We start from the raw sequence: 12547 nt of genomic DNA, 5'->3' as shown, positions 1-12547 counted from the left end.
GCCTATCGTAGTGAACTCTGCAATACATCGCTACGCTTGAGTGTGAACCAATTCATTTCGGACTTCTATTAAAGGACCACCTATGAACACGACAGTGCTTCGGACCGCTCTCCAGGTCACCCGTGCTGGCGTTCGCGCGTTGAACGATTACCGTCAACGCAAGGCTGTGGAAGCGTACGATGCGCTTGCCGACGCCGCGTCTGCCACCAACCAGTTTCGCTCCACCGCCGCCGAACGCGCTGAGGAGTTCATTGATGATGCCGGGGCGGTAACCCGCGCAGCCCGTAATCGCCTGGATAGCGCCCTGTCTGATGCGTTTGAGGACGCCGAAGCGGCCGCGCAGAAGGTCATTGCAAAAGCCCAAACCTCGTTGCAGCCAGTGCAGCCAGAATCCAAGCGGAAGAAGTGCTGCAAGTGCGTCAAGGCCGCCTGGAAAAAGACCGTGAAATTCGGTGTAATCGTTGGCATTGTGGCGGCTTTGGCTGCCGTTGCGTACTGGTTCTTCGCCCCGATCGAGGAACCGGAAGTCACGCCGCCGCGGGTTGATGATTTCGACGAATCGGAAGACTCGGAGGAGTCCGTGCTGGTGTATTCCACGGAAACCCCCACCGATGAGGATGAGGATTCAGAGGATTCGGAGAAATAATGAAAAAGCACCGCTGACTCGATTCGGTCGGCGGTGTTATTCGTGTGGAGCATAGGAGAATCGAACTCCTGACCTCCTGCTTGCAAAGCAGGTGCTCTACCAATTGAGCTAATGCCCCTTTTTTGTTCCTAGTGGGCCTAGCAAGAATTGAACTTGCGACCTCATCATTATCAGTGATGCGCTCTAACCAACTGAGCTATAGGCCCTGGGAACGAGATAGAACTTTACCCAGCATCCAACACTTAGGCAAATCCGCTGGTGAAACTTGGTTTTTGGCCGCGTTTCACCAGGGTTTTTTCACCTTATTCGGAGTCTTCTTGGAGGGTAAGAACTATTCCGCCAAAAAGATCGACAAATGCGTTATACATCATTGCTGCTAATGGCGAAAGCGCGGAAATGCACAAGGTGCCCATTGCGCCAAACAGGCTGGCGGCGCTCAGCACAATCGGGAACGTAATGAATTCGGAGCCCCCAACGCCGCCGACGGCGCCGTTGAGTTGTTCCCACACGCCCACCATGCTCAACACGAAATACACGATGCATACGCATAGGATCCATGCCACCAACCCGGCTAACGACAAAGCCAATGCAGTGCGGAAAACCGACACTGGTGACACTCTACGGACGGTGACATTGCGGCTTGACATTTAAGAATCCTCACCCTCGTCGAGCGTTTGCTGAACTTCTACCTGCTCTGCTTCCTCGGGAGTGACCTGCGTAGTTTCGATGTCTTCGCCTTCCTCTTCCCGTTCCACATTGCGGTCAATGGCAAACAGTTCCTCGCCGTTTGGCAGGTCCACCAAGCGTACGCCCATGGTCTTGCGGTTGGATGGGCGAATCTGGTTTACGGAGGTCCGGATCACGCCGCCAGCGGTGGTAATGGCGAAGATTTGGTCATCATCATCAACGGCCAAGGCGCCGATCAGTTTGCCGCGCTTTGGAGTGTACTTGAATGTGACCACGCCAAGACCCGCGCGACCCTTTACGGGGTATTCCTTCATCGGGGTGCGCTTGCCATAACCGCCCTTCGTGGCCACCATCAGGTAGTTTCCATCGCGCACCACACACATGGCGAGCAATTGGTCCTCGCCGCGGAAACGCATGCCCTTCACGCCTTGGGTAGCGCGCCCCATGGGCCGCAGGGTCTCATCGTTGGCCTTAAAGCGCAGCGCTTGGCCCTCTTCGGAGATAAGGAGGAGGTCATCGTCACCGTTGCACAACGCGGCGCCAATCAGGCGGTCTTCCTCGTTGAGATTGATGGCGCGCAGGCCGCCGGAGCGCACGGAATCGTACTCCGAAAGGCGGGTCTTTTTCACGCGGCCGTGCGCGGTGGAAAGCACCAGGTAGGGTGCGTCTTCGTAGCTTTGAATCTGGATGACCTGGGCGATCTGCTCCCCCGGCTGGAATTCCAGCAGGTTGGCCACGTGCTGGCCGCGGGCGGTGCGCGCCGCCTCCGGCAGCTCGAAGGCCTTTAGGCGATAGACGCGGCCATAGTTGGTAAAGAACAGGATCCAGTCATGGGTCGAGCACACAAAGAAGTGGCGCACCACGTCGTCCTGCTTGAGTTCGGCACCGATCACGCCCTTGCCGCCGCGCTTTTGGTTGCGGTAAAGGTCCACCTTGGTGCGCTTGGCGTAGCCGGTGGAGGTGATGGTCACCACCACGTTTTCGCGGACAATAAGGTCTTCTTCCCGCACCTCGCCGCTGGCTGCCACGATCTGGGTGCGGCGGTCGTCGCCGTACTTATTCACGATCTCTTTGAGCTCGTCGCGGATAATGGCGCGCTGACGTTCCGGCCGCGCCAAAATATCCTTCAGGTCGGCGATTTCCAGCTCGATCTCCGCCAATTCGTCGATGATCTTTTGGCGTTCCAGCGCGGCCAACCGGCGCAGCTGCATGGCCAAGATCGCGTCCGCCTGAATCTCATCAATATCCAGCAGGTCGATCAACCCGTTGCGGGCGATATCCACCGTGGCGGAGGCCCGAATCAAGGCGATAACCTCGTCGAGCATGTCCAGGGCTTTCACCAAACCGCGCAGGATATGGGCGCGTTTTTCGGCCTCATCCAAGCGGTATTGGGTGCGCCGTACGATCACATCGACTTGGTGCTCGACGTAGTAGCGCACCATTTGGTCGATGCGGAGGGTGCGGGGCACGCCGTCGACAATGGAAAGCATATTGGCACCAAAGCTAGTCTGGAGCTGTGAATGCTTGAACAGGTTATTGAGCACAACGCGGGGCACGGCGTCGCGACGCAACGTCACCACAATGCGCATGCCCACGCGGTCGGAGGACTCGTCCTCAACCTTGGAAATGCCCACCAGCTTGCCCTGCTTTACCTGCTCCGCGATATTGGAGATCAGGTTATCGGGGTTCACCTGGTACGGCAGCTCCGTAATCACAATGGTCTGCCGCTGCCCGTCCTCCTCAATGCTAGTCACGCCGCGCATGCGAATGGAACCGCGCCCAGTGGTGTAGGCGTCGCGGATGCCCTGCTCGCCCACGATCAAGCCCGCGGTGGGGAAATCGGGGCCCTTGATGTATTCCATGCAGGCTTCCAGGGCGGTGGCATCGTCGGCGTCTGGGTTTTCCAGCATCCAGTAGATGGCGTCGGCAAGCTCGCGGAGGTTGTGCGGGGGAATATTGGTGGCCATGCCCACGGCGATGCCGCCCGAGCCGTTCATAAGCAAATTGGGCACGCGGGAGGGCAGCACCGTCGGCTCGGTGGTCTTGCCGTCGTAGTTCGGCACAAAGTCCACGGTGTTTTCGCGGATATCGCGCACCATTTCCATGGCCAGCGGCGTCAACCGGGACTCGGTGTAACGCATGGCGGCGGGGCCGTCGTTACCGCGCGAACCGAAGTTGCCCTGGCCGTCCACCAGCGGGTAGCGCATGGACCACGGCTGCGCCATACGCACGAGGGTGTCGTAGATGGCGGAGTCGCCGTGCGGGTGGTAGTTACCCATCGTGTCCGCAACCGGTTTCGCGGATTTTACGTAGCTGCGTTCCGGGCGGTAGCCGTTATCAAACATCGCGTACAGGATGCGGCGGTGCACCGGCTTCAGGCCGTCACGCACCTCCGGCAGCGCACGCCCGACGATGACGGACATGGCGTAGTCGATGTAGGAGGATTGCATTTCCTCGCCGATATCAATCGGTCGAATGCGGTCGAAGAGGTCCTCGCCCTCAAAATTATCGTCGCTCACTATTCACCTTTTGTTTGGAGCTTTCTTCCTTCAGTCTTCCCCAGTTTACCGGCCGCAGCCGCGCCAGGGGCCCTTTAGGGGGCGTTTTCGGGCGAAAAGCGGGGGCTCGCGATACCATCTTGGTATCATTGCGCGCATGGCAATGACGTTACGGCTCTCCCCCGACCAGGACCGCGCGCTTACCCTCTTAGCCGCCGCACAGGGCACGAGTAAGCAGGAGGCGGCGGTCCGCGCGATTGTTGCCGCCGCCGCACGCACGCTTATCGACGCCGAGGTGGCCGAGCTTGCACGCACCTACCTCGCCGAGTACGCAACGCTGGAGCGGCGGATCCGGCAGGTTCCCCCTCGGAAACGCTGATGCGACACTTGAGCCCGGAGCAGGTGCTGCTGATCGCGGATGAGTTTTGTGAGCAATATCGCGTGAACGTTATCGATTTTGCTGCAATCTTTGCTGCGGCTTCGATTACCGGGGGGCAAATAGCGGGGGTGACGCTCTTTCAAAACGTTAATTCCGCACGTCAGGGTCTTGAGCGCGCGATTATTGCGTTAGCGCCGCTCAGCGATAGGAATCGTGAATTCGCTACTGTGGTGGGGGAGGTTTTTCGCCGACTGAATGCGTGACACGCCCGGCAAATCTTGATGACACTACTGGAAAAGATGTAAACTCTGTGACTGTTGTGATTGCAGTTAACTCTTGTGAAGAGTGGACTGTGGTGGAAGAATCGCAACCCCGAACGACCCCATCACACAAGGCCCCAGCGTCCTCCTGATGGCGGTCGTTTTTGCGTGTGATTCACTCGCGCATTTGCTACCGCCGCGCCCCACCGTGGGCACCCAACAGGGTGTATTCTCACCCCGGTGAGCTGGGCGAATCCGAAAAGATATCCCGATACCCGGGAGTTACGCCTAATCTGGTCTGCGATCCACACATTCGTACATCCGAAGGAAGTTATAGATGACCGATCTGAAATCCAAGCTCACCGGCGCAGCGCAAGGCGCCGTGGTTGCTGATGTTTCTGACCTGATCACCAAGAGCGTAAGTGACATGTCTGGCGTCGGCGGTGTCGCCGTCAAGGGTGCGATGGCGGCCGCCACGAAATACGATGCCGAAATCGTTTCCAAGGTTGTCACCCGCCTGCTCCCCGATGTCGCCGATGCCCTCGACCCGAAGTGGCAGGCATTCCTCACCGCTGGCGGCTCGGACTTCGGTGCCTTCCTCGATGACCGGAAAGCTGAGGTAGCTAACGATATCCTCGAGATCACCGATCGCCGCGCCCAAGATGAAGGCAACGCCACGCTCTCCAAGATTTACGGCACCATCCGCGGTAAAGGCGCCCAGGCGCTGGAAGCCAACGCCTCCAGCATCGGCGCCATTATCCAGCGTCACGCCGGCTAACCCAGGCCAGCACCGAAACAAGCGCGCCCGCCGCACAAGCCCGCAGCAGGCGCGCATTGTCGCTTATACGTCGAGGAAGCGCACATCCTTGGCGTTGCGGGTGATAAAGGAGCGGCGAGCCACCACATCATCGCCCATAAGGATGGAGAACAGCTCGTCGGCGCCTTGCGCATCCTCCATGGTTACCTTCCGCAGAATGCGCGTGGACGGATCCATGGTGGTTTCCCACAGCTCCTTGGCGTTCATTTCGCCGAGGCCCTTATAACGCTGAATGCCGTCGTCTTTATTGATCTTGCGGCCGGCTTCGAGCCCGATCTTCAATTCCTCATCGCGCTCCGCGTCTGAGAAGGCGAACCCGGGCTCGCCCTTGGCCCATTTCAGCTTGTATAGCGGCGGCTGTGCGAGGTACACGTAACCATCATCAATCAGCTGCGGCATAAAGCGGAACAATAGCGTTAGCAGCAGGGTGGCAATGTGTTGACCATCCACATCGGCGTCGGCCATCAAGATGATCTTGTGGTAGCGCAATTTATCAATATCAAACTCATCATGGATGCCGGTGCCCAACGCGGTGATAATCGCCTGCACCTCGTTATTGCGCAGCACCTTATCCAAGCGGGCCTTTTCCACGTTCAGGATCTTGCCGCGCAGCGGCAAGATGGCCTGAAACATGGAATCGCGGCCTAGCTTTGCAGATCCGCCTGCCGAGTCACCCTCCACGATGTAAAGCTCGGATTTTACGGGGTCTTTTGTGCGGCAATCGGCGAGCTTGCCGGGCAGCCCACCCAGATCCGTCGCGGACTTTCGGCGCACCAAATCGCGGGCCTTGCGGGCAGCCTGGCGGGCATGAGCTGAACTGATGGCCTTATTGATGATCGTCTTTGCCTCGGCTGGATTCGCCTCCAACCAATATTGGAAGTGCTCAAACACCGCGCGCTGCACAAAGCTACGCACCTCGGAATTACCCAGCTTGGTTTTGGTCTGGCCCTCAAACTGCGGATCACCCACCCGCACCGAAACCACGGCGGATAGGCCCTCGCGGCAATCCTCACCGGTAAGGTTCGGTTCCTTGTCCTTGAGCAGCTTGTGCTCGCGGGCGTAGCGGTTCATCAACAGGGTCAAGGAAGTGCGGAAACCCTCATCGTGGGCACCACCCTCGACGGTTTTGATGGTGTTGGCAAAGGTGTGGATGCTTTGGGAATAGCTGGAGTTCCATTGCATGGCCACCTCCACCTCGTTATCCTCGCCCTTGACCTCGAAGGAAATAATCGTGGGGTGGATCACCGTCTTGCTTTTATTCAAGCTCTGGACGTAATCCTTCAGCCCGTTCGGGTAGTAAAACGTGCGCTTTCGTTCGCTCGGTTTATCGCCCTTTTTCGGCGCAGCGGCGGTCTCCTCGGCGCTATCGTCGAAATGCGGAGTGACTGCCTCCGCCTCCTCGCCGGCCTCGGCGATCGCCTCTAGCTCCAGCTCTTCTTCGGTAACGCGCTGGTCCGTCAGCGTGATCGTAAGGCCCTTGTTCAAAAACGCCATTTCCTGCAGCCGGCGGGAAATCAAATCAAACCGAAACTCCGTAGTTTCAAAAATCTCCGGATCCGGCCAGAACCGCACCGTGGTTCCAGTGCCGCGCGCGCCGCCGCCCTGAACCAACTCCTCGGGCACCGCGTTCACAAAGTTCTGGTACCAATGGTGCCCATCGCGCTTGATGTCCGCCTCGACGCGGGTGGACAGGGCATTCACCACGGAGATACCCACGCCGTGCAAACCGCCGGAGACGGCGTAAGATTCCGAGTCAAACTTGCCGCCGGCGTGGAGTTGCGTCATCACAACCTGCACGGTGGGCGCGCCGGAGGGGTGCATTTCAACCGGAATGCCACGACCATTGTCTTTGACCTCAACGCCGCCGTCTTCCAGCAGGACTACATCGACTTTGTCGGCATATCCCGCCATCGCTTCATCAACGGAGTTATCCACAACCTCCCACACGAGGTGGTGCAGGCCGCGCTCGCTGGTGGAACCGATATACATGCCTGGGCGTTTGCGAACAGCTTCCAGGCCCTCCAAGATGGTAATGGATGAGGCGTCATACTGATGTTCTGTGGCAGCCACGATGGTGCAGCACTCCTCACTCAGAATAGATACAGACCTCATTCATCTTACACCCCTTATCCCCCTACGCACGGTAGGGGTCACACGCGTCTACGGCGCTGCCACATGGCTGGGCGACGTTTTTAAACTTAGCCATAGGTGTCGCGCGGACCCCGTCCTTGAATGTGCAGCGGCCCTTTCCGCCAACTCGGGACCTTCGGGCCATAAATTTTCAATTGCACAACAATGTCCGGACCCACCCGTTCTGAGATTGTTTGCAAAATCTGCCGCTGCATGGTCCTCAGGTTCGTCGCCCACGCCGTGGAATCGCAGGTGATGTGCAGGGTACGGTTTTTCAGCATCTCCACCTTTGTGTGCTGGGCTATCTTCTCCCCCACCACCACGTGCCAATGCCCATGCACCCAGCCGCCGGCCAGCTCCTTGCGCCACCCGCGGCGTTGGATCTCTTCCTGCATTACGCTGCCCAGCGAGCTCGCGTCACGTTGCTGCCATAACGCGCGCCCATCGGGGCCGGTGGCGCGACCGCGGAGCGCCTGCCGCACGCGCTTGGTACGCCGCACTTGCCCCTGCTTCGAAAGGTCAGGCACGGCACCGGTGCGGCGCAGCGCCTCGCCCCGAATCGCCTCGAATGCATTAGCTATTGAATCGCCGGATTGCTGCCCGTTCATCCGTGCGCCACCTCCGCATCCAGCACAGAAACCCTGCCGTCCCCGCCATCTACCGCAGTCACCGTATGAATAGACGCCGTGGCCTGCAGGTTTTCCGGAATGTCCGCAGCCACCGCCGCCGTGATCAAAACCTGCTCGGCGTGCGCAGCGAGTTCCGCCAAGGCGGCCCGCCGCTTCCCATCAAGCTCCGCGAACACGTCATCTAATATAAGGACGGGTTCCGTACCCTCGCGCTTTAATAAGGAAAACACCGCCAAGCGCAAGGCCAGCGCAAACGACCAAGTTTCGCCGTGGCTGGCAAATCCCTTGGCAGGCTGCTCCCCCAACATCAGTTCGAGGTCGTCCCGATGCGGCCCAACCAGGCTCATGCCGCGCTCAATCTCACGGTTGCGCTGCACCCCCAGTTCGGCGAGCATGGCTGCCTCGGCCACCGCGACGTCGTCAAGCACTACATTGGGCACCGTGGAGCGGTAGCGTATCGACGCCGCCCGGGAATCCGGCGCCAGCCCGTGATACGCCGCCGCAACCTCCGGACCGAGCATGTGTACGAGTTGCATCCGGGCGGTAAGCAGCTGCGCCCCCAAAGCCGCGAGCTGGCCATCCCACGTATCCAAAGTGGCAAGGGCGGCGGCCCCATCGTCGGAATTATAGCCCCGCCGCAGCGCCGCCTGCGCCGTTTTTAAAAGCGCGTTGCGCTGGCGTAACACCTTGTCATAGTCCGCCTTTACCCCGGCGAGGCGAGGCAGGCGCAGAGCCAAAACATCGTCGAGGTAGCGGCGTCGTTCGGCAGGTTCGCCCCGCACGAGCGCTATGTCTTCGGGCGCAAACAGCACGGTTTGCACCACGCCCAATAATTGCCGCGGCGAGGAAACCTTTGTTCTATTAAGTTGCGCCTGGTTCGCGCGGTGCGGGTGGATCAGCAGGTGCGCGGTCAGCTCGCGGCCGCGATTCACGGCGGTGGCAGAAACCCGTGCGTTTGCCTGGTTTGCGCGCACCAGCGGCGCGTCGTGAGACACGCGGTGAGAGGACAAATGTGCTAAATAGCCCACCGCCTCCACAACATTGGTCTTGCCGTGCCCGTTGCGGCCCACGAACACCGTCACCCCGGGCTCCAGCGCCACCGAAAGCTGCGGCCACGACCGGAAATCCCTCAGTTCCAACGACCTGAGGTACATGCGCGAAACCCCCGGCTACCCCGAAAGCCGGACCGGCATCAACAGGTACGTGAAATCGGTTTCGGGGGTGGGGAACTCACCGTTCTCCCCCGCCTCCGGCAGCTCCGCGGGCTCCGGAATCAGAATCGCGGGACGCGAAGGCTGCGTGAAACCAAACACCACGCGCTCCGTGTGCACCACGCTCAAGCCATCCCGCAGGTAGCCCGGGTTAAACGCGATAAGCAGCGGTTCCCCGGCAAACGCGCACGGCAACACCTCCTCCGCGTGGCCCGCGTCCGCGCCGCCCGCGGAAAGGATCACCTGGCCGGGAGAAAACTCCATGCGGATCTGGGCGCTGCGGTCCGACATCAGCGCCACGCGGCGGATTGCGGTCTGCAGCGGGGCGATCTCCACGGAGGCCAGCGAGGTGTGCGTCTTGGGCAATAGCGGCTGGAAATTCGGAAAATCCGCGTCCAGCATGCGGGTGGTGGTTTGGCGGGCGTCGGCATGGACGCCAAACAAGCCCTCTCTGCCGATCTGCTCGCCCGTACCCACCGCGATGTCTAAAACATCCAACCCGGCGGAATCAAGCGAGCGAGCGTTGTCTAGGAGCGTTTTAGCGGGGATCAAGAGCCGCGCGTCCACGGCGTCGGACTCCGGCTTCCACGTAAGGTGGCGCACCGCCATGCGGAAGCGGTCCGTGGCCGCCAGCAACATCCGCTCGCCATGGACCTCCATGTGCACGCCGGTGAGCATCGGGAGCGTATCGTCGCGCCCCGCCGCGATGGCCACCTGGGTGACGGCCTCGGCGAACAGGCGCGGGTGAATCTCGCCGGTTTTCTTCGGCAATTGTGGGAGTTGGGGGTAATCGTCCAACGGGATGCTGGGAAGCTCAAAGCGGGAGGAACCGCACCGGACCAACACCTTGGAGCCTTCGACCATGACCTCGACGGGTTTATTGGGCAGCGACGCCGTGATTTCCGCGACAAGCTTGCCCGCCACAGCGATGCGTCCCGGAGTCGTTACCTCGGCGGGGATGCGAGCCTTAGTGGAAACCTCATAGTCAAAACCAGCGAGTTCAAGTCCCTCGTCGTCGGCGGTAATCAGCATGGCGCGCAGCACCGGCTGAGTTGGCTTGGAGGGCAAACTGCGCGCAACCCAGGCGACGGCATCCGCCAAGTCGTCTTGCGTGACGCGGAATGAAACCGCTTGTAACTCCATGCTCGCAGACTCCTCAAGAAGTTGGACGTAACAGACAACACCCAAACTACCGCGAAGTCGCGCCGGATCTTAAACCTGGGTGGCTTTCCCCTCGGTGTGTCGGCGCGCAACCACCGCACATTCGCAAAGTTTTCCCCAGGCCCTTTTTCTTCTTTTCTTTACAAGGGTAAAAAGATAGTAACTACAGTAGGGCCTGTACAATTGTGGAATTGGGTTTGTTTTTACAGCTAACGGCCCAAATCGCCCTGTGCATAACCCTGTGAAAAAACTGTGGATAAAATCGGCCGTCTGTGGATAAATTTTTATCCCACAGTTTTATCCACACAGATTCCACAATTTGCTACCTAGTTATACACAGGGATTTTGCAGTTGTTCACAGGTGTGCAGCCCCCAGAAAAGTGGCCAGGCTCACATTTTCCGGGGTCTGTGGAAAACCCCCGAAACCCCCACCGCCCTGTGGAAAAATATCGCCCGCAATGGGTCTTTGCCGGTGCGCCGCCCTACGTCCGACCGCGCCCCTTGATGATCTGCGTCAGCTCCTGAATCTGATCAAAAGTCTCAGGCTTTTCTTTCATCTCTTTCCGGATCTTGCGATCCGCATACATGACCGTGGTGTGGTCCTTGCCGCCAAAGCTGTCGCCGATCTTCGGCAACGACAATTCGGTGAGCTCGCGGCACAGGTACATGGCCAATTGCCGGGCGTGCGCCACGGACCGCGTCTTTCCGGTGCCGCGCAGCGCCTCCAGCGTGATATTGAAGTACTCCGCCGTGGCATCCATGATCGCGGCCGTGGTGATGGTCACATCGGTGCGCTCCGGCATGATGTCCTGCAGCGCCTTCATGGCGGTATCCGTGGTGATGGGCACGTGGTTGAGGGAGCTGTACGCGGCCACGCGGATCAGCGCGCCCTCCAGTTCGCGGATGGAGTTTTCAAAGCGGCTGGCAATGAGCTCCAACACGTCCCTGTCCAGTTCGGTGCGGTCCATCTCCGCCTTTTTCATCAGGATGGCAATGCGCGTTTCCAGGTCCGGCGGCTGGATATCCACGATGAGCCCTTGCTCAAAGCGGGTGCGCAAGCGATCCTCCAGGGTGGTGAGTTCCTTGGTCGGCCGGTCCGAGGACAAAATGATCTGTTTGTTCGCCTGATGCAGCGCGTTAAAGGTGTGGAAGAACTCTTCCTGCGTGCTTTCCTTGCCTTGGATGAACTGGATGTCATCCACCATGAGCATGTCAAGGTTGCGGTACCGGCGTTTAAAGGATTCCTGCCGGTCATCGCGCATAGAGTTGATGAAGTCGTTGGTGAATTCTTCGCTGGAGACGTATTTCACCCGCAGCCCGGATTGCAATTCGCGGGCATAGTTGCCGGTGGCGTGCAGCAGGTGCGTTTTGCCCAGCCCGGAGCCGCCCCAGATAAACAGGGGGTTGTAGGCGTTCGCGGGGTTTTCGGCCACCGCCACCGCCGCCGCGTGCGGGAAGCGGTTTGACGAGCCGATAACGAAGGAGTCGAAGGTATAGCGCGGGTTCAGCGACTGATCGCTGTTATTGCTTGTCGACGGCGTGGTTACCAGAGCATGCCTGCCAGTTGGGCGTGCGCCGGCGCCCATCGACCAGCGGGGCGGACCGGTGGGATCGTTCTGGTGCGGGATGTGTTCCCGCGTGTGCTGGGCGCGTTGGCCCGGTTTGGCGATGTTCAGATTGCGCCAGCTGGTGGCCTCTTGGGCGTGCAGGAATGTTACCGGTTTCGATTCCTGTGGGTGTTGCTCCTGGCGCTGATGCGTGGGTTCCGTAGGCTGGTGCTGCGGCTCGGGTTGGGGTGCCGCTTCGTGGTTGTTGTGTTCAAACGAGTGATCTTGCTGGTTATCGTCGTTTCCGGAGACACTGACCGCGAGGTTGCAGGGGGTGCCCATGCGTGCCGATAAGACTTGAATGATCGGCTCGCGGAGATCGTGTTCCACGATTTTGCGTGCCCGGGAGCTCTTTGCATTGAGCACGGCGTACCCGTTGACGATCGCCACTGGCTGCACGTTACGCAGCAGCGCGATTTGCGAATGCGTCAGCGTGGGGATGCCGGTTTCGGGCAGGGTGGAGAGCCGTTGGAGCTCATTGATCACCTGGTTCCAGCTTTCCTGGAGTGCTGCTTCTTGCAC

11 protein-coding genes and 2 tRNA genes are annotated in these 12547 nt (G+C 59.7%); 4 read left to right on the top strand and 9 right to left on the bottom strand.

Translation table 11 applies throughout. The features are described 5' to 3' along the window. The first annotated feature begins 82 nt into the window (after positions 1–82). Positions 83–646, top strand: a complete 564-nt coding sequence (locus CCANI_RS00065; protein WP_146324984.1) for a hypothetical protein — start codon at positions 83–85, stop codon at positions 644–646. Positions 647–691: 45 nt separating this feature from the next. On the opposite strand, the gene CCANI_RS00060 is transcribed toward CCANI_RS00065, so the two are convergent. From CCANI_RS00060 to gyrA, 4 genes are all read right to left on the bottom strand, one after another. Further along, positions 692–764, bottom strand: a tRNA-Ala gene (locus tag CCANI_RS00060). A gap of 14 nt (positions 765–778) precedes the next feature. Beyond that, a tRNA-Ile gene (locus tag CCANI_RS00055) sits at positions 779–852 on the bottom strand. Between the two features lie 96 nt (positions 853–948). After that, on the bottom strand, positions 949–1293 hold the full coding sequence (locus CCANI_RS00050; RefSeq protein WP_146324986.1) for a DUF3566 domain-containing protein: 345 nt from the start codon (positions 1291–1293) through the stop codon (positions 949–951). Continuing rightward, entirely contained in the window at positions 1294–3783 is a 2490-nt protein-coding gene (gene gyrA / locus CCANI_RS00045) for a DNA gyrase subunit A (protein WP_425457357.1), read from the bottom strand. A gap of 205 nt (positions 3784–3988) precedes the next feature. Between gyrA and CCANI_RS00040 the strand changes: the two genes are divergently transcribed. The 3 genes from CCANI_RS00040 (at position 3989) to CCANI_RS00030 (ending at position 5248) form a co-directional block, all read left to right on the top strand. Beyond that, on the top strand, positions 3989–4210 hold the full coding sequence (locus CCANI_RS00040) for a CopG family transcriptional regulator (protein WP_146324990.1): 222 nt from the start codon (positions 3989–3991) through the stop codon (positions 4208–4210). Next, positions 4210–4473: a TetR family transcriptional regulator gene (locus CCANI_RS00035; protein ID WP_246118264.1), complete on the top strand. Its 264-nt coding sequence runs from the start codon at positions 4210–4212 to the stop codon at positions 4471–4473. Before CCANI_RS00040 ends, CCANI_RS00035 begins: the two co-directional genes overlap by 1 nt. Before the next feature lie 334 nt (positions 4474–4807). Further along, the gene (locus tag CCANI_RS00030) at positions 4808–5248 is read left to right on the top strand and encodes a DUF6918 family protein (RefSeq protein WP_146324993.1); all 441 of its coding nucleotides are present in this window, start codon (positions 4808–4810) and stop codon (positions 5246–5248) included. A 63-nt stretch (positions 5249–5311) separates the two neighbouring features. On the opposite strand, the gene gyrB is transcribed toward CCANI_RS00030, so the two are convergent. From gyrB to dnaA, 5 genes are all read right to left on the bottom strand, one after another. Beyond that, positions 5312–7357, bottom strand: a complete 2046-nt coding sequence (gene gyrB, locus CCANI_RS00025) for a DNA topoisomerase (ATP-hydrolyzing) subunit B (protein ID WP_146325062.1) — start codon at positions 7355–7357, stop codon at positions 5312–5314. 128 nt (positions 7358–7485) lie between these two features. Then, complete coding sequence (locus CCANI_RS00020) at positions 7486–8025, bottom strand: DciA family protein (RefSeq protein ID WP_146324995.1); 540 nt, start codon at positions 8023–8025, stop codon at positions 7486–7488. Then, positions 8022–9200, bottom strand: coding sequence for a DNA replication/repair protein RecF (gene recF / locus CCANI_RS00015; protein WP_146324997.1), 1179 nt, complete (start codon positions 9198–9200; stop codon positions 8022–8024). The genes CCANI_RS00020 and recF overlap by 4 nt, the downstream gene beginning before the upstream one ends. A gap of 15 nt (positions 9201–9215) precedes the next feature. Further along, positions 9216–10400, bottom strand: coding sequence for a DNA polymerase III subunit beta (gene dnaN, locus CCANI_RS00010; RefSeq protein ID WP_146324999.1), 1185 nt, complete (start codon positions 10398–10400; stop codon positions 9216–9218). A 500-nt stretch (positions 10401–10900) separates the two neighbouring features. Continuing rightward, entirely contained in the window at positions 10901–12547 is a 1647-nt protein-coding gene (gene dnaA, locus CCANI_RS00005) for a chromosomal replication initiator protein DnaA (protein ID WP_146325001.1), read from the bottom strand.

The organism is Corynebacterium canis (assembly GCF_030408595.1).
Lineage (GTDB): Bacteria > Actinomycetota > Actinomycetes > Mycobacteriales > Mycobacteriaceae > Corynebacterium > Corynebacterium canis.
Note: the sequence above shows the minus strand (reverse complement) of the source record. Positions and strands in the feature narration are given on the sequence as shown.

Coding starts and splice junctions, on each gene's coding strand:
- CCANI_RS00065 (WP_146324984.1), top strand. CDS start 83: ATGAACACGACAGTGCTTCGGACCGCTCTCCAGGTCACCCGTGCTGGC.
- CCANI_RS00050 (WP_146324986.1), bottom strand. CDS start 1,293: ATGTCAAGCCGCAATGTCACCGTCCGTAGAGTGTCACCAGTGTCGGTT.
- gyrA (WP_425457357.1), bottom strand. CDS start 3,783: ATGCAATCCTCCTACATCGACTACGCCATGTCCGTCATCGTCGGGCGT.
- CCANI_RS00040 (WP_146324990.1), top strand. CDS start 3,989: ATGGCAATGACGTTACGGCTCTCCCCCGACCAGGACCGCGCGCTTACC.
- CCANI_RS00035 (WP_246118264.1), top strand. CDS start 4,210: ATGCGACACTTGAGCCCGGAGCAGGTGCTGCTGATCGCGGATGAGTTT.
- CCANI_RS00030 (WP_146324993.1), top strand. CDS start 4,808: ATGACCGATCTGAAATCCAAGCTCACCGGCGCAGCGCAAGGCGCCGTG.
- CCANI_RS00020 (WP_146324995.1), bottom strand. CDS start 8,025: ATGAACGGGCAGCAATCCGGCGATTCAATAGCTAATGCATTCGAGGCG.
- recF (WP_146324997.1), bottom strand. CDS start 9,200: ATGTACCTCAGGTCGTTGGAACTGAGGGATTTCCGGTCGTGGCCGCAG.
- dnaN (WP_146324999.1), bottom strand. CDS start 10,400: ATGGAGTTACAAGCGGTTTCATTCCGCGTCACGCAAGACGACTTGGCG.